We start from the raw sequence: 18,224 nt of genomic DNA, 5'->3' as shown, positions 1-18,224 counted from the left end.
ATCAAATAGGATTCTGGGTTAATACATCGTTTACTATTCTATTAATTCCTAACGGATTTTTATCTTGCAACGCACTTGGCAGCAATTGATCTGGCCAATCTTGATACGTTACAGGGCGCACCCATCTTTTTACAGCTGTTAATCCTACCGAAGTAAATTTACTGTCTGAACTGGCAGGAAACGGTCCGCCGTGTGTCATCCCAGAACATACTTCAACTCCTGTCGGAACGTTATTAAAAATTAATCGTCCGACTTTATTTTTAAGGTTTTGAATTACTGCTGCAAAATCTTCCCATTCGTTTAAATCAGCATTTAAAACAGTTCCTGTCAATTGTCCTTCCAAATCCTGAATGATAGTATTGAGCTGTTCAATGTCATCGCATTTTACAACTACAGAAAAAGGTCCGAAAACTTCTTTGTGAAATGTTTTATTTTTTAAGAAAGTATCACCATCAACCGTGATTACATTTTGTAGAGCATAATTTGGTTTTAACTCTTTATCTAAATTGGTTTGTTGTGTATATCCCTCTTGTCCAAGAACTTCTGATTTCAAACTTTCATATTGACTTTTAATAGCGGGATGAAGCATGCATGCTGGCTCTATTTTGTCGACCTCTAAAGCTAAAATAGCAATAAAATTTTCTAATTCCGAACTATTTATTCCTAAAATAAGCCCTGGATTTGTACAAAACTGACCTGTTCCAGCAACGATTGAGGCAGCATAATTTTTAGCCCATTTTTCAGCATCTTGCTTCAAAGCAGATGGTAAAGCCAATACAGGATTAATACTTCCCATTTCTGCATAAACTGGAATCGGAGTTTCTCTACTCGCTGCAATCTTACAAAGTGCAGTTCCACCTTTGATGCTTCCTGTAAAACCAACTGCTTTTACGGAAGGATGTTCTACCAAAGCTTTTCCAACCTCAATACCACTGCTGTTTAAATTAGAAAAAACACCATTTGGTATTCCGGTTCTTTGAGCTGCTTTTATAATAGCCGAAGCTACTAATTCTCCAGTTCCTGCATGAAGCGGATGCGATTTTACAATTACTGGACAACCTGCAGCCAAAGCACTTGCCGTATCTCCACCCGCAGTAGAAAAAGCAAGCGGAAAATTACTAGCTCCAAACACAACAACAGGTCCCATCGGAATTTGCACTCTTCGAATGTCTGGTTTTCCTTCGGTTTTATTGATAATCGCTTCGACCCAAGAACCTTCGCGAAGCATTGTCGCAAAAGCTCTTAATTGACCTGTGGTTCTTGCCCGCTCTCCATTTGCTCTTCCCGCAGGAAGAGCAGATTCTTGCATATAAGTATTTAACAACTCATCACCAAGTGCTTCAATTTCTTCTGCAATTGCGTCTAAAAAATCGGCTTTTTTTGTGTCTTCAATTGTTCCGTATGTTTTAAAAGCTTCTTCGGCTAATAACACAGCTTGAGCAATTTCATCATTGGAAGCTTCATAAAAAACGGTTTCATTCTCCAAATTTAATTCGGGATTGATCGTTTTGTATGTAGTTTTACCTTTTGCGGAAAGCACGTCTCCAATATAATTTTTTCCTGTAGTCATCGCTTCCTTCTTTTATTTTGATTAAATATTTTTATAATCTGGTAAAGTAGGTCTGTTTTTCATAGCAGTAGAAATGATATTCAAAACACGTTCTCTTTCAGCTCCTTGCAATGGTAATCTTGGCGCTCTAACATTTTCTGTTCCAAGACCAGTTGCTACTTCTGCCAATTTGATATTTTGTACCAATTGAGGAGAAATATCCAATTCTAACAATGGCATAAACCATTTGTAGATTTCGACAGCTTCGCTTATTCTTCCCGCTTTTACCAATTTGTAAATGGCTACAGTTTCGGCAGGATATGCTACTACTAGACCAGCAACCCATCCGTCTGCTCCAGTTGCTAAACTTTCAAGCGCCAAAGTATCTACTCCGCATAAAACTTTTAATCGGTCGCCAAAACGATTTCTAATTCTAATTACATTTGTTATATCACGAGTTGATTCTTTTACTGCCTGAATGTTGTCTAATTTTAAAAGTTCTTCAAACATATCCAGCGTTACTTCAATTTTATAATCTACTGGATTATTGTAGATCATAATGGGTAAAGAGGTACTTTTTGCAATTTCCTTAAAATAAACAACAGTTTCGTAATCGGTTGCTTTGTAACGCATTGGAGGCAAAAGCATTAATCCGTTTACGCCTAGCTCTTCTGCACGTTTTGCCAAAGTAATTGCTTCGCTGGTTGTCTGCTCGGCAATATTTACGATAACTGGAATTTTTCCGTCAGCAAATTTTAAGGTTGCATTGATCAAAACCTCTTTTTCTTCTTTGGTTAATGTACTTGCTTCTCCAAGTGTTCCGCCAAGGATAATTCCATTAACTCCAGCGTCCATTTGCGCTTTAATATTTTTTTCGAACATTACGAGGTCTAGTTGACCATCTGCTGTAAACTTGGTAGTTACAGCCGGCATTACGCCTTCCCAGTTTATCTTCATATCATAATTTTTATCAAAAATAAAACTTATCTAAAGAGCCGTCTTTGTTATTATTAGCCTATATCAGGACTATATTACCACATCTATTGTGTAATTTCTTTTTTTTGATAATATTTACAAAAACAAAAAACAAGAAGGTGAAAATCTTACCATTTAAAATACCGAAAACAGAGCGCGAAGCTTTGATTTATCAAGAAGATATTGAGCAGATTTTCTATGATCAATTACATCAGCATGAAGAAATTCAGATTAGTTATATTCTAAAAGGTGCTGGATCTCTGCTTGTTGGAGATTCAATAAACGATTATAAAGAAGGTGATATCTTAGTAATTGGTGAAAATGTGCCTCATGTTTTTAGAAGCAATGTCGAAGCTAGTCCAGAATCTGTTATGCTGACTTTGTTTTTTACTAAAACGTCTTTTGGACAAGATTTTTTCAGCCTTAATGACATGAGTAGCGTCGAAGATTTTTTTAAGGATTCTGAATATGGAATGAAAATCTTATCGAACCAAAAAAAGATTATTCACCATTTTATCAAACTCAAAAAACAAAACAGAATACAGCGAATTGCTTCTTTCTTAAAAATTATAAATATTATTATTTCTTCTGAAAAAACTCCTCTTTCTTCCTTCGTTTATAAAAAGAAATATACCGATGATGAAGGTCGAAGAATGAGTGCCGTTTTTGAATATGCAATTGAATTTTACCATCAAAATATTACTCTGGAAGAAGTGGCAGAAAAAGCAAATATGAGTAAAAATGCATTTTGCCGCTATTTTAAAAAACGTACCAACAAAACTTTTTTTCAGTTTTTGATTGAAATCAGAATTGAAAATGCTTGTAAATTACTACATCATAAAAAAGATCTTTCGATTGCCTCTATTTCTGAACTTTGCGGATTTCAGGATATTGCTAATTTCAACAGGAAGTTTAAGGAGTTGAAAGGAATTTCTCCATCACATTATCGTGCACAGTTTTAATTTATTGCTTTTTTTTTCTTCATACAGAAGATTTTTATTTCACGCAGATTTTGCAGATTTTAAAAGATTTTTTAATTTCTAAAAGATAAAAATTACAAGTTATGAATTGCCTTCAGGTTTAGCTGGAGGAATAAATTACTCAAAAAAATAGGGCTTTAGCCGAATTTAAATTTTGGCTAAAGCCCTTAAAGTTGACTTCATCTTCCCTCAAGCTAAAGCTGAAGGCAATGCAATAAAAAACTTTGCGATTTTGCGTCTTTGCGAGATTAAAAAATCTTTTCAAATCAACTTAAATCTATTTAATCTGCGTGAAAATAACTTAAAAAATGAAAAGCCATTCTTTAAAAGAACAGCTTTTCACTCAACTTACAATTACAAGCTAACCAAAACTTGTAAAAACTTACTTCAACTACTAACTATTTTTAATATCCTGGATTTTGCTTTAAGTTACTATTTGTATTTAATTCTTCTAAACCAATTGGGAAAAGCATTGTATAATCTCCTTTTGGAACGTGATTGTACCAGTTTTTCTTTTGATAAACTCCAAAACGAATTAAATCTGTTCTTCTTCTTGCTTCTGCTGCAAACTCCCATCCTAACTCGTCTAAGAATCTACCATATTGCACTACAGATTGATCTCCAAGTTGATCGATAGTTCCGTTTTTAGCTAAAGTTCCATATTTAAATACAGAGTTTTCCAGAAGTTGTGTTCCTGTTACAACTGCATCAGCTGGATTATCAAAAGATCTGGTTCTTACTTCTGTAACGATTTGCGCTGCTTCGTTGCTTTGTCCTGTTCTTAATAAACATTCAGCTTTCATCATCAAAACATCTGTATATCTTAAGAAAGGTAAATCGTTATTAAGGCTTCCTCTTGCACCACGCTCTATTTGATATTTTCCGCATCTAAAACCTTCTGTTTCTTCACAGAAATAAATACTTGGCATCGCTTTAGTCAGCACATACACAATACTGCCATCGTCAATATTATATTGGTTGCCCATTAACCAAGTATCTTTTAAACGATTGTCTTTGGCATTGTAAGTATCAATAAACTGTGGATTACAGCTTGATCCTCCCCAAGGCTGTGCTTCCATTCCGAATACTCTTCTGTGGCTTGGCAATAACATTTTCATATGAGCACTAAATCCGCCAGCATAAATTTGATCGTAAGGAATTGCGAAAACCATTTCTGGATTGCTTTCGTTTGTTGCACTAAAAATGGCTTTGTATGAATCTGATTTTTTAAACAAACCACTATCTATGATTTTATTACAAGCTTCGATACATTTTTGCCATTGTGCAGTACCTGAGTAAACCTGTGCATTTAAGTACAATCTAGCTAAAACATGATATGCAGCCCATTGTGTCATACGTCCGTAAGTACTTTTGTCTACTTTGGCAGATAAATCAGGAATAACTTCTGTTAATTCGCTTACAATAAAATTATATACTTCAAGTCTTGTATTTTGTACTGGCAGTTTATCGCTATAATTAGGAATAATAGGGACATTACCGTGTGTATCGACCAAAATAGAGTAATAAAGCGCTCTTACAGCTCTCATTTCAGCCAGAATCGCTGTTTTTTGTTCTGCACTAATTGGAAATTTTCCAGATTCCATTTGAAGCATAACTCTGTTTGCAGCGTTAATTCCGTTAAAACAAGTTATCCATGTATTTCTTGGTTGCCAGTCTGTTTTGGTCCATTCATGAAAATGCATTCTTTTGTAGGTTCCTGCATCATCCCATCCGTTTGGTCTTGTTGGCGTTACAAAGGCATCTCCTGGTTCTTCCTGCAAATCGAACAAACCCTGCCAGTCCATAACATATCGTATAGGCGTGTAAGCAGAAGCCATAATCGCCACAATATCTGATTCTGAAGCCACAAAATTGGATTCTGTTACTTCTGAAAATACTTTCTCATCTAAGTCTGTACAGCCAAACAATGAAACGCTTGCTGTAATAATTAAGCCGAAATATAAAATCTTCTTTTTAAGGAAAGATAATTGATTGATTAAATTTTTCATTTCTCTTATTTTTAAAGTGTGATGTTAAGTCCTAATGAAAATGATCTTGTTGAAGGGTATTTATCTCTGTCATCGTTACCCGGATCTAATCCGATTCTGTTTACCTCTGGGTCAATTCCTTTATAACCTGTGAAAGTCGCTAAATTATTTCCAGCAAAATAAATTCTTAAAGTCTCAATAAATTTGAAAGTCGATTTTGGAAGCGTATAACCGATTGTAACGTTATCGATTTTTAAGAAATCCCCATCTTCAACATAATAACTCACATAACGTTGTACATCGCTCAATACCGCTTTACCATATACTTTGTCGTATGCAGAATCTAAAGTGTTGTATGCCACGGTTGGATTTTCATAAAACATTCTAGAGAAGTTCAAAATCTGATAGCCTGTCGCTCCTCTTAAATTCATATTCATATCCCAATTTTTGTAGCGAAGTGTATTGTTTAAACCGTAATATGATTTTGGTAAACCATTCCCTAATATTTGACGGTCTTCGGTAGTTGCTTCTGTTGCTGGAATTCTTGTTCCGTCTGGTTTCTCAATAATCCAGATACCATCATCTGTAATATCTACACTTTTTAGACCGTAAAAATTACCAATTGGTTGTCCTTCCTGAACACGGTGTGTTGAAATCTGAATTGGTTCTCCTGTATATCCTGCATCGAAAAAGTTATTTGTCAACTGAAATTTATCATTTGATAACGATACCATTTTGTTAGTATTGGTAGAATAAGTAAAGTTAGCAGTCCATGAAAAATCTTTGGTTTTTATAGGAGTAACATTCAACAAGATTTCTAAACCTGAGTTTTTAATTTCGGCAGCATTAGCAGCAATTGTACCGTAGAAATATGGAGGCGTTGGCACACTGTAATTCATAAGTGCATCTTTGGTTGTTCTGCTATAATAATCAATAGCACCGCTAATACGCTCATCAAAAAATCCGAAATCTAAACCAAAGTTAAGCTCTTCTTTTTTCTCCCATCTTAAATCTGGGTTTGCATTTCTTGTCGGAACCAATTCTCTAATCCATTTTCCATCATTTAGGAAATAACTTCCGTATGTTAAACCGCTTAAAGACTGATAATTTTCACCAGCATTAATTCCTGTAATACCAAAACCTGCTCTTAATTTAAGATTGGTAAGCCATTTTGTTTCTTTTAAGAAATTTTCATTATTCATACGCCATCCAACCGAAACTCCTGGGAAATTTCCCCATTTATTATCCTCTCCAAATCTCGAAGATCCTTCGTGTCTAAGACTGGCCATTAATAAATATCTGTTATCATAGTTGTACGTAACTCGGGCAAAAAATGCAATTAAAGTATTGGCATTTTTATAACTTCCCATTCCTGCTTCTCCAAGCTGTAAACCTTGACCAGAACCAATATTATTGTACGTAAAAGCATCTGTTGGGAAACGTCTATTGGTAGCCCAGAAACCTTCGGTTGTATTGTCTTCGTAGTTGTAACCTGCAAGTCCTGTCACATTATGTTTTCCGAAAGATTGTTTATAATCTACAGTAAACTCACCATAATTTCCTCTGTAATCTTCTGCACTTCTTGAAGCAAATCCGTCTTGTGCATATTTTACTGTTGAAACGTGATTTTTAGTCTGGTAAAATCCTTTTATAAATGAATTTCCTTTTCTCGTATAAACCCCTTTTACTCTAAGATGATCCGTAAAATCATAACTCATACTAAAATCAAAACGGGTATTTCTAAATCTGTTTTCTCCTTGTGTTTCTTCGATATAACCAACAGGGTTATCGTAGAAATAAACATCTCTTTCGTACCATTTACCATTTTGATCTTTAATTGGTTCGGTCGGGTTACGTATTAAAGCTTGTCTGTAGATGTAAGGATTAAAACTTTCTCCGTCTCCTAATGCATTATAAATCTGCTCGCTTGTTATAAAACCAATGTTGGTTTTTAATTTTTTATCAAACATCGCATGACTAATATCGGCTCTTCCTGTCATTCTGGTGTTGTCCGATTTTAAGAAAATACCATCACCACCTTTGTAGTTAATAGAAGCACTGGCGTTAGTAACATCATTTCCACCTCTAAACAAGATATTATGAGTCTGAGTAATGGCAGATCGTGTAATTTCATCCAGCCAATCTGTATCGCCTCCAAAATCCTGACTGTTGGCACCAATAAATTTATATCCTTCTGCCATTTTTTGCCTTAACTGACCTGCATCCAGAAAGTTCATTCTCCTGCTAATTGTTGAAACTGTAGAATAACCATTGTATTCAATTGTTGGCTTAGTATTAGAACTTCCGCTCTTTGTTGTAATAATAACAACTCCATTCGTTCCACGTGTTCCATAAATTGCCGTTGCAGATCCGTCTTTTAGAACATCAATCGAAGCAATATCCTCAGGCGCAACCGTAGTTAAACTCCCTGGAACACCATCAACTAAAATCAAAGGACCACTGCCACCAGAAATAGTTGAGATTCCCCTTAATTGAATTTGAGAACCTGCAGTTGGATCTCCAGAAGGCGCCGTAACCGTAAGTCCAGCCACTTTACCCTGAATTAACTGAGCCGCGTCGCGAACGTTTCCTTGTACAAAATCCTCCGATTTTACAGAAGCAATCGCACTAGTAACGTCTCCTTTCTTTTGCGAACCGTATCCGATTAAAACTACTTCTGTTAATTCATTTACATCAGAATCCAGAACGACTTTGAGCACCTTTTTACCGTCTGTTTTTATTTCTTGGGTCTTTAAACCTATATAAGAAAAAACTAAAATTGGATTATTCCCTTTCGTCGTGATTTCAAAATTTCCGTCAAAATCACTTGCAACTGCATTGGATGTGTTTTTTTCTAAAACGGATACTCCGGGAAGAGGAAGATTATTTGAATCTGTTATTTTACCGCTGATTTTCTGTTGAGAAAATGAACTAAAAACAACAAACAAAAATAAAAATGTAAAGAATATTTTCTCTTTACAACAGTATCCATCTGTACTTTTAAAAGCTTGAGTGTTTGGTTTCATAATTTTAAAGTATTGGTTAGTGTATTTTCAACACTTGTAAAATTATGTTAATTAATAGTTAAGAAAATTGCTTATATTACCACATGCTAATACTATATTATCCTGTTTTTAAACAAATCACGGTTAATTTGTGTAATTACCTATAAATTACCAATAAATTATAACTAAAATTCAAGTATATACAATTTAGACCCCAATACACTAAAAATATACTTACACAACCTTATACAATCACTATAAAATAATCATCTGATAATATTGCATTTAGTAAAAAAATAGTACCAAATCGATTCTAAATATCTTTTAAACTAAATAACGGAATTGTCATAAATAATTACCTTTATATCCCGCCCGAAAAAGAATACCACATGACAGAAATTTTCAAAGTTTTTCGAATCACAGCATCAGAATCAGAAAAAATAATGCAGTCTGTAAATGAACCGCATTCTCATAATTTTGAGGAACTCATAATTGGTAATAAAGGACAACTGGAACATTTTATAGATTTTAATTCTAAAGTAATCGATGCGCCTTTTATCAGTTTTGTAACGCAGGGAAAAATTCATCGTGCCAAACCTCTTGTCAAAGACGGTGAATGCGACATGTGGGTTTTACGTTTTAAAAGCGAATTTATAGCCGAAACTACTTTTAGCCTTTACGCCTCTTTTCATGATAAAGCCAATATTAACATGCAAAGCAATCAGTGTTTTGAAAAACTGGATATACTTTGTAAAATGATCTATGATGAATATATTCAAGATGCTCCCGATTTAGCCGTAATTAGACAATTGTTGAGCGCCCTGTTTACCATTATAGAATCAGAACGTCGTAAAATGAATTTGGATAATGACGAATCTAAGAAAATTCAAAGTTCTACCTTCAAAAGTTTTCTTCGATTATTAGAAGAACATTATAAGGAATCTAAAGACGTAAATTTCTATGCCGAAAAACTGTTTATGACGTCTCGCAACTTAAACAATATCTGCCAAAGTATTTTACAGCAAAGTGTTTCTGAAATAATAGAAACAAGAAAATTAACTGAAGCCAAAAACCTCTTAATGACCACTGATAAAAATGTGGCCGAAATAGGTTACGAACTTGGTTTTAATGAAAAGACGTATTTTACTCATGCCTTTAAACGTAAAGCAGGCATGACTCCAACTGAGTTTAGAGACGAAATGCAAAAACTGCTTTCTTAAAAACACAACCATTCTTCCGAAAATCGTTACCTCCTTTATTGTAATTAGTCTGAACTTTGTATCTACAAAAAAGACATTCTTAAAGAATAAATACGATATAAAATGGACAGAAAAGATTTTTTAAAAACCATGGCAATTTTACCTATTGGAGCTGCGGCTATGAAGTTAAGCTCTCTTAAAACTGTTTCAGATTCTTTTGCCGCAACCGAAAGAATGCCAGTGCTGTTTCTCGGACACGGAAATCCGATGAATGCTTTGGCTGATAATAATTTTACACAAGGTTTTCAAAATATTGCAAAAACACTTCCGAAGCCAAAAGCTATTCTTTGTATTTCTGCACACTGGGAAACGAAGGGAACTTTTGTAACTGCAATGGAAAAACCAGAAACGATTCACGATTTTGGAGGTTTTCCTCAGGCGCTTTTTGACGTTCAATATCCTGCACCTGGTAGTCCAGAATTGGCATTAGAAACACAAAAACTAATTACCTCTACTTCTGTTGGATTAAGTGATGATTGGGGTCTGGATCACGGATGTTGGACCGTAATAAAATTTTTATATCCAAATGCAGATATTCCGATTATTCAAATGAGTATCGATTATACTAAGCCTGCTTCTTATCATTATGAATTAGGAAAAGAATTAGCAGCATTAAGACGAAAAGGTGTTCTTATTGTCGGCAGTGGAAACTCGGTTCATAATTTACGTTTGGCTGCTTGGGATAAAATGATGCTTCCTTCTTATTCTTACGAATGGGCTCATATAGCCAATGAAAAAATGAAAAAAATGATTTTGGAGGACGATTATCAATCTTTAATCCATTTTGACAAACAAGGAAAAGAATTTCAGCTCGCTGTGCCTACTCCAGAACATTACATGCCTCTTTTATACACTTTATCTCTTAGAGAAAAAGACGAGAAAGCAACCATCTTTAATGATGCTATTGTAGCAGGATCATTAAATATGATGTCGGTTAAAATAGACAAAGCATGAGTATAAAGAAAACGCTTTGGATTTCTTGTGGAGTCCTTATTTTAATTTCAATTTTCAGTTTCAACTTTATGAATTCAGATATAAAAAATACTAAACTGCACTATTTAATTAGACAGCCAAAAATAAAAACAGAAAATCCTCCCTTACTTATTTTATTGCACGGAGTTGGCGGAAACGAACAAAATCTTTTTTCGTTTGCTCCTGATTTGCCGGATCACTTTGTAGTTGTTTCAGCTCGTGGCCCGCTCACTTTTGGTCCAAATAGTTTTGCTTGGTTTCAGGTTGATTTTTCTACAGGGAAACCTCAAATTAATGAGCAACAAGCCGAAAATGCTCGAAAAATGCTTATTGAATTTATTGATGACTTGAAGACAGAAATTGCCTTTGATTCTAATGAAGTTTATTTAATGGGATTTAGTCAAGGTGGCATTATGAGCTATAGCGTAGCTTTGACAGCGCCAGAAAAAGTAAAAGGAATCGCTGTTATGAGCGGAAGATTATTGCCAGAAATAAAACCATTAATGGCAGATGAAAAACGTCTTCAAAATCTGAAAATCTTTATTTCTCACGGAAAACAAGATGCAGTCTTAAATCATCAATATGCCATAGATGCATTAGAATTTCTAAAAACTAAAAACCTGACTCCTGAATTTCATTCGTACAATGAAGGACATACAGTAAACAAACAAATGTTCGATGATGTAAATCTTTGGCTCAATACCAATATCAACAGATAAAACAATTTATAATAACAAATAGAAAAGAGATACTTAAAATAATAATGTATCTCTTTTTTTATTTTCTCGCTAAACATTTTTATAGTTTATTCTAATCAAACACCCCTGAAAAACGGGGGATAACCAAACTTAACACCATATTTTTTTCAACAAAACACTTTATAAACACCTGTATTTCAAAATTTTATTTATCTTTAAACCTCCCTCATCTAAACTCAGATTAATAAATCTGAACAACCTGACCATCTAAATTTTTATGTTATGAAATGGTTTGTCAATTTAGGAATTCAATTTAAAAGTAAGTTTCCAGAGCAAAATCCCGAACAGGAAACCGCTGATCTCGAAAAAGGGAAACAGCTTTTCCTGTCAAGCAAATTTGATGAGGCTTTGTATCATCTTGATAATGCCGTAAATTCAGGATTTAACAGTACTGTTTATGAATTAAGGGCGAGATGTTTTCAAAAACTAAATTATCATTACAAAGCTATTGAAGATTTCGATAAAGTGATTGAAGATAATCCGTTGGAGTTTTCATATTATTATAGTCGCGCCGTCTCAAAAAATGCAATTGCTGATCTTAGCGGACAAATTGAAGATCTTCATAATTGCATTTATTATTATAAGAAAAACAAAAATATAGAAACTCGTATTTTACAAAATCTCGAAACCGATTTAAAAATAGCAGGAAACTATGTAGAAGGCGTAAAAAACACTATTACTTCTGTACATAATATTTCTTACCACGAAATAAAAAATCTGATTAACGAATGCCTCCTTCAGATAAAAAAGATAAAACTTCGTACCAGAAGATTTAAAACACCAAGAACAACAGAATCTATACAATCTTAAATAAGGTCAAAAAAAAAACAAGAGCCAAAGACCCTTGTTTTTTTTGAGATAAAACTCTTTTTATTTTTATTCTTCTGTTAGTAATAAACAGAAAGCATTATTTTTGAATCAGAACCTTCAATGATTTTGTCAAGTCTTTTAAAGAATGCTTCACTTACCATTGGACAACCGTGACTGTTGATAATGTAATATTCTTTTTCATCGTCTGGAACTTCTTTATAACAATGTAATACGATAGCTCTTTTTAGCGCATTGTTATTGGTTTGGTCCATACCGCTTAATCGGTAAGCTTTTCCGAAAACTCCTTTGTAAGCTTTCTCTACACCATAACGTCCTAGTGCAGTACAATTTGAATTTGGAGCATTACTGAATTGTAAAATATCTCCTTTGATACCCGTTTCAGAACCTGAACCATGAGCTACAAGTCCTTGATCTATAATTTTTTCATTTTGAAGATCGTAAACAAAAAAACGGTTTTTTCCAGATTTAATCTTCATATCTACAAGGAAAGCAATTTTTTTGCTATAACCATGATTTGTAGAGATATAAGATTTTATCTCGCTTACATGTTCTGTAAGTCTTGCAAATTCAATTTCATTTAAAACTTCCTTTTTGTTCGTTATGTTGTAGGTTGTAAACGAACTTAAAGAAAAAAGCAGTGCTACAAAAAATATTCTCATAAGCAGGCTATAAATTAAAAGTTAAAAACAGATTTGGGTGCTATGTCAAAATTACTTCATTCTTTGTGTTTCATTTTGACCTTGCAAAATTATGCACAAATTTTACACAATTCCCATGTTTGGTGTGTTAAATATATTATAAATATTTGATTTAATGAAGTTTAGGTCGTTTTTTTTCTTTAAAAAAATCAGATTTAAAATTTTATTTAGGCTTAAAAATGAAAGAATCCGCAATAAAATTTCCGTCAGCGTGTATAACGATGACGAATTATTAGAATTTTAAGAATTATAGTTTATATCCTCTACAATAAAAATAAAAGATAAAACTTATCAACTTACCCAAAAAAAACACACTAAAATCTATTTTGAAGGCGAAATTGTATAAGCCGTTCCTTTTTTACTTTCAAATACTGCTGTGTAACCTATAGATGATTTTTTGCTTTGAATGTTCAGTTTTTCAACCACAAATGGTGCTGCAGATCTTACTGTACAAGTTCCTCCATTATTTGATACAATCTTAGTCTGGCTCATTTTACCAGCACTCCATTTTATATCTACAGTAAAATTACCTTTGGCATTAATTCCCTTAATTTCACCATCTGACCATGCGTCTGGCAACGCAGGAAGCAAATGTATTTCTTTGTTCTGGCTTTGCATTAACATTTCGATTACACCAGCAGTTCCTGCAAAATTTCCATCAATTTGAAAAGGCGGATGTGCATCAAAAAGATTCGGATAACAACCTCCGTGTTTATTGTATTCTGTATTATTTTCTTTAGTTAGTCTTAATTGATTTTTGAATAATCTGTAAGCATGGTTTCCATCCAAAAGTCTTGCCCACATGTTTACTTTCCAAGCCAAACTCCAGCCTGTTCCGTCATCGCCACGAAGTTCAAGTGTTTTCTTTGCAGCAGCAGCTAATTCCGGAGTTTCAAGTGGTGAAATTAAATTGGCAGGATGTAAAGCGTACAAATGAGAAGTATGTCTATGGTGTGGATCTTCTTCTTCAAAATCTTTATACCATTCTAACAATTGTCCTTTGTCTCCAACTTGAAATGGTAATAATTCTTGTTCAGCTTTGTTTACAGTCTGTCTAAAATCAGCATCTATGTTTAGAATTTTAGAAGCTGCAACCGTATTTTCAAATAGATCTTTTATGATTCCGATATCCATTGTTGAAGCGGTTGTCACTGTTCCTTGTTTTTTCCCATCGTAATAATATTTATTCTCAGGCGAAGTCGAAGGCATTGTTACCAGATAACCATTTTTGTCTTTTTGAAGCCAGTCTAAACTAAATTCAGCTGCTCCTTTTATAATTGGATATACTTTTTTAAGATATTCTTTGTCACCAGTATATTCGTAATGTTCCCATAAATGTCTGCTTAACCAGTTGGCTCCCATATACCAATTGGCCCACATAGGATCTCCTTTTCCAAAATCGCCAACAGGATTGGTCATAGCCCAGATATCTGAATTATGATGTAATACCCAACCTTTGGCGTGATAATAACTTTTGGCCGTTTCGGCCCCTGTTACAGAAACATTTTTGATGAATTCATCTAATGGAAAAAACAACTCAGACAAATTTCCTGATTCTACAGGCCAGTAATTCATCTGTACATTAATATTTGTGGTATAGTTACTGCTCCAAGGTGCACGAAGTTTCTGGTTCCAGATTCCTTGTAAATTGGCTGGAGCATTATGTGTACGTGAACATGAAATCAACAAATAACGTCCAAATTGAAAAAACAAAGCTTCAAGTCCAGCGTCTTTTTCTCCTTTTGCATATTGTTCCAGTCTGATATCTGTTGCAAGATTAGATTTCTTCGCTTCATTTGCATTTAATTGCAATGAAACTCTATTGAAGAGCTTTTGAAAATCTGTAATGTGTTCTTTTAATAAAGCATCGTATTTCTTAGCAACAACTTTTTTAATCGGAGCTTCAGCAAATTTATGTTCATCTTTTCCTTCACTATCTGGACATTTATCAAATCCGTTAAAACTTGTTGCTGCTGAAACAAAAAGTAATATTTCAGAAGCATTTTTAATCACTAATTTGTTTCCGTCAGCAGTTACTTCACCATCTTTTACAATTGGCTTAATAATCAATTCAAAACGCATTCCTCTGCATCCTGAAGCATCTTCATAAACAACAGGTTCCTGGTTGTAATTAATATAACTTGGATCTGAATGAGACGGTGCTTTACCATTCAAAACCAATGATTGATTTTGTATCGATTTCTGATTTTTTAAAAGACTCGCTGCATCAATTGTAACAGAAAGTTTTTTTAATTGATCTGCCGAAAGTTTAATCACAATACATTGTGCAGGCGCTGATGCGAAGATTTCCCTTTTATAATTTACGCCTCCGACTTTAAAATTGGTTACCGCTAATCCTGTTTGTAAATCCAGATTTCTATTATATGAATCTGTTTTTTGTCCGCCAAAATCCTGATTTAAAATAAGATCACCCAACGGCATAAAACTTTCGCTGTAAGGTCCTTGCATATTTTTGGTCAGAGCATAGGCTTTTTCGAAATCTTCTTTTGTAAGTGCTTCTCTAATCAAAGCGAGATTCTTAAATGCGTCTGGATTTACGTTTTTCTGTACTGGTCCACCACTCCATAAAGTAGCTTCATTAAGTTGAATTAATTCAGAATCTACTCTTCCAAAAACCATTGCGCCAAGTGTTCCATTTCCTATCGGTAATGCTTCTGTCCATTCAACAGCAGGCTGATTGTATTGCAGTTTTAAATCTTGTGCATAACCCGAAAACCCTGTTATTATAGAAACAAGTACAAAAACCTCTTTAAAAAAATGATGACGCATGATATTTTAATTAATAATTTACAATTGATAATTCACAATTAATTAGTTCATTTTCAGTTTTAAAACCGTTATTGAATAAGCAGGAAGATTTAAATCTTGTTTTCCTTTTGTAACTTTATATTCACTTTGTTTTGGAGTGATTTTTTTAGGATCTGCAAATGTATTCTCGTCTTGTGTACTTGCACTTGCTAATCTTATTATTGTTCCTTTTGAGCCTAATTTTGCTCCTTTCAAATCAATATTAACTTCTTGGGCTTCTGCAGCTGTGTTAACCAGCTTTACGATAATTTCTTTACTGTTTACATCTTTTACTGCCGATGCATACAAATTATTCTGACCCGTTAAAGCTTTACCATCTTTTGTAATACTTAAAAGATCTGTTCCTTTATTAGTTGAAAATAATTGCTGAACATAATAATTCGCTGATCCGTAAGATTCTAAGTTATTAAACCAAATCATATCTGGTGTCCATTGCCATGCATCTTCGTGAGCCATTAAAGGCGCATAAGAAGTTAATTGAACAACTTCTGCATTTCTTTCTAAACCTGTCATAAAAGCCGCTTCAGAAAAAGCACATTCCCAATTGTTTCTGTTATTTGGATTCGCTCCAGAAACACTTTGCGCAGCATATTCACCTGCAAATATTTTTGGACCTTTTCTATCGTAATTATCGTAACGACCTGCATTTTCTCTAAACCATTGCGGACTCTTATAATAATGTTCGTCTACCAGTTCTGCATTCAGTTTTTTAAGTTCAGCCATAGCATAATCAAAATGCTCTCCGTCTGGCGAAGGTCCGCTTCCTGATACGATAATGATGTTTGGATATTTTGCTTTAATTGCTTTTTCGAAAACTTTGTATCTTTCAATATAATCTGTTCCCCATTGCTCGTTTCCAACACCGATAAATTTTAAATTAAATGGTTTTGGATGCCCCATATCAGAACGCATTTTTCCCCAAGTTGTCGTAACAGCACCATTAGCAAATTCGATCAAATCCAAAGCATCCTGAACATAAGGATCTAATTCGCTCATTGGAGCCAATTCTCCAGTATTGTACTGACAAGCCATTCCACAGCTTAAAATTGGAAGCGGTTCTGCCCCAATATCTTCTGAAAGCTGGAAATATTCGTAAAATCCTAATCCAAAACTTTGGAAATAATCTGGTGTTAATTTATGGTTGAATTCAACATTCCAACGGTTCATCATCGTTTTTCTATCCTCAACATTTCCAACCGATTTTTTCCATTGATAACGATCTGAAAGTGTTCTTCCTTCTACAATACAACCTCCTGGAAAACGCAAGAAACCTGGTTTTACATCATATAAAAGTTGTACAAGATCTTTTCTAAGTCCGTTTTTTCTTCCTTTCCAAGTATCTTCAGGAAATAGCGAAATCATATCTAAATCTATTGTTCCATTTCCTTCAAAAGTCAATTTAAGTTTTGCTTTCTTTTCTGTCTGAGTACCTACAATTTGAGCTGTATAATTCGTCCATTGATCTGATTTCGGAACAATACTCGTTTCTCCAATTACTTTTTGATCTTTATCAATTAATTGAATGATGATTTTTTTGATAGCTCCGTCATGATTTGCCGCTTTTAAAGAAAAATTATATTTCGCATCTTTCTTCACTCCCATTCCTCTAAATCCTTCATTTATCAAGGCATAACCTTTGGCATTATTTATTTCTACCCTGCAAAAATTAGTATTGCTTGCCGCTACGTTTACAGGCAATGCCATTCCTGATTCTTTGTTCATAGAAGACCTGCTCGATTTTGGCTGCTCCCATCCCATTAAAGGTTTTTCAAATTCAAAAGATCTGTTTTTAATCATTTCAGCATAAAGTCCGCCATCTGCAGCAAAATTGATGTCTTCAAAAAACAAACCGAACATAGTTGGCTGAATTTTAGTTATCGTTTTGGAAGCATCGACTTCTAAATTCGCTTTTTGAGCACTTGCATTAATACTACTGAATAACAGCCCTCCTATAAATAGTGTTGAAATTACATTTCTTTTCATGGTAATGTTTTTATATTGAGAATATACTTGCAATATATCAAATTATCTTTTTAAAATCTACCTTAAAAGTTGGAAAAAGTATCACACTCCAAAGGTTTATCGTGACTTTTATAAATATAAATGTTCTATGTGTTTAAATTACTTTTTAACGGCCTCATATTTGTTTGGAAAAGCAGCTTCTCCATCTAAATTGACTACTTTTAAAACATCAACATTTTTACTTTCTACCGCATATTTAAAATATTCTGGTTTGTTTTTTCCCCATTGAACGGTACAATTTTGAACTTTGATACTTTCTGCGGTGTCAAAATAAAAACCTGAAGTACTTCCTTTTACAAAACCTTCGACATTTGCAGGACGTCTGTCGTATAATCCGCCAGGAAAAGAAGTAGTTTTA

Annotated in this window: 12 protein-coding genes and 1 pseudogene; 5 read left to right on the top strand and 8 right to left on the bottom strand. The window is 34.0% G+C overall.

Annotated elements, in window-relative coordinates; translation table 11 throughout:
• Nucleotide 1: 1 nt before the first annotated feature.
• On the bottom strand, nt 2-1,570 hold the full coding sequence (locus tag VGE71_RS08580) for an aldehyde dehydrogenase (NADP(+)) (protein WP_331137951.1): 1,569 nt from the start codon (nt 1,568-1,570) through the stop codon (nt 2-4).
• A 21-nt stretch (nt 1,571-1,591) separates the two neighbouring features.
• Nucleotides 1,592-2,506 (bottom strand): dihydrodipicolinate synthase family protein, encoded by a 915-nt coding sequence (locus VGE71_RS08575; RefSeq protein ID WP_331137950.1) that lies wholly within the window; start codon nt 2,504-2,506, stop codon nt 1,592-1,594.
• Between the two features lie 137 nt (nt 2,507-2,643).
• Here VGE71_RS08575 and VGE71_RS08570 point away from each other — a divergent pair, with 137 nt between their 5' ends.
• Nucleotides 2,644-3,486: an AraC family transcriptional regulator gene (locus tag VGE71_RS08570; RefSeq protein ID WP_331137949.1), complete on the top strand. Its 843-nt coding sequence runs from the start codon at nt 2,644-2,646 to the stop codon at nt 3,484-3,486.
• A 422-nt stretch (nt 3,487-3,908) separates the two neighbouring features.
• Here the strand turns inward: VGE71_RS08570 and VGE71_RS08565 are convergent, their stop codons facing one another.
• Together VGE71_RS08565 and VGE71_RS08560 are read right to left on the bottom strand one after the other, a co-directional pair.
• Complete coding sequence (locus VGE71_RS08565) at nt 3,909-5,513, bottom strand: RagB/SusD family nutrient uptake outer membrane protein (protein ID WP_331137948.1); 1,605 nt, start codon at nt 5,511-5,513, stop codon at nt 3,909-3,911.
• An 11-nt stretch (nt 5,514-5,524) separates the two neighbouring features.
• Nucleotides 5,525-8,518, bottom strand: coding sequence for a TonB-dependent receptor (locus tag VGE71_RS08560; protein WP_331137947.1), 2,994 nt, complete (start codon nt 8,516-8,518; stop codon nt 5,525-5,527).
• 368 nt (nt 8,519-8,886) lie between these two features.
• Here VGE71_RS08560 and VGE71_RS08555 point away from each other — a divergent pair, with 368 nt between their 5' ends.
• The 4 genes from VGE71_RS08555 (at nt 8,887) to VGE71_RS08540 (ending at nt 12,296) form a co-directional block, all read left to right on the top strand.
• Nucleotides 8,887-9,717, top strand: a complete 831-nt coding sequence (locus VGE71_RS08555; protein ID WP_331137946.1) for a helix-turn-helix transcriptional regulator — start codon at nt 8,887-8,889, stop codon at nt 9,715-9,717.
• Between the two features lie 102 nt (nt 9,718-9,819).
• Nucleotides 9,820-10,710, top strand: a complete 891-nt coding sequence (gene ygiD / locus VGE71_RS08550) for a 4,5-DOPA dioxygenase extradiol (protein WP_331137945.1) — start codon at nt 9,820-9,822, stop codon at nt 10,708-10,710.
• On the top strand, nt 10,707-11,447 hold the full coding sequence (locus tag VGE71_RS08545) for an alpha/beta hydrolase (protein WP_331137944.1): 741 nt from the start codon (nt 10,707-10,709) through the stop codon (nt 11,445-11,447). The genes ygiD and VGE71_RS08545 overlap by 4 nt, the downstream gene beginning before the upstream one ends.
• A 261-nt stretch (nt 11,448-11,708) precedes the next feature.
• On the top strand, nt 11,709-12,296 hold the full coding sequence (locus VGE71_RS08540; RefSeq protein ID WP_331137943.1) for a hypothetical protein: 588 nt from the start codon (nt 11,709-11,711) through the stop codon (nt 12,294-12,296).
• A gap of 77 nt (nt 12,297-12,373) precedes the next feature.
• Here the strand turns inward: VGE71_RS08540 and VGE71_RS08535 are convergent, their stop codons facing one another.
• The 4 genes and pseudogenes from VGE71_RS08535 to VGE71_RS08520 all read right to left on the bottom strand — a co-directional run.
• The gene (locus tag VGE71_RS08535; RefSeq protein WP_331137942.1) at nt 12,374-12,976 is read right to left on the bottom strand and encodes a murein L,D-transpeptidase catalytic domain-containing protein; all 603 of its coding nucleotides are present in this window, start codon (nt 12,974-12,976) and stop codon (nt 12,374-12,376) included.
• Nucleotides 12,977-13,336: 360 nt separating this feature from the next.
• On the bottom strand, nt 13,337-15,805 hold the full coding sequence (locus VGE71_RS08530) for a glycoside hydrolase family 95 protein (RefSeq protein ID WP_331137941.1): 2,469 nt from the start codon (nt 15,803-15,805) through the stop codon (nt 13,337-13,339).
• A gap of 42 nt (nt 15,806-15,847) precedes the next feature.
• Nucleotides 15,848-17,827 (bottom strand): alpha-L-arabinofuranosidase C-terminal domain-containing protein, encoded by a 1,980-nt coding sequence (locus VGE71_RS08525; RefSeq protein ID WP_331137940.1) that lies wholly within the window; start codon nt 17,825-17,827, stop codon nt 15,848-15,850.
• A 138-nt stretch (nt 17,828-17,965) separates the two neighbouring features.
• A pseudogene (locus VGE71_RS08520) lies at nt 17,966-18,224 on the bottom strand (glycoside hydrolase family 28 protein); the annotation flags it as partial.

The organism is Flavobacterium sp., from assembly GCF_036405015.1.
GTDB lineage: Bacteria > Bacteroidota > Bacteroidia > Flavobacteriales > Flavobacteriaceae > Flavobacterium.
Note: the sequence above shows the minus strand (reverse complement) of the source record. Positions and strands in the feature narration are given on the sequence as shown.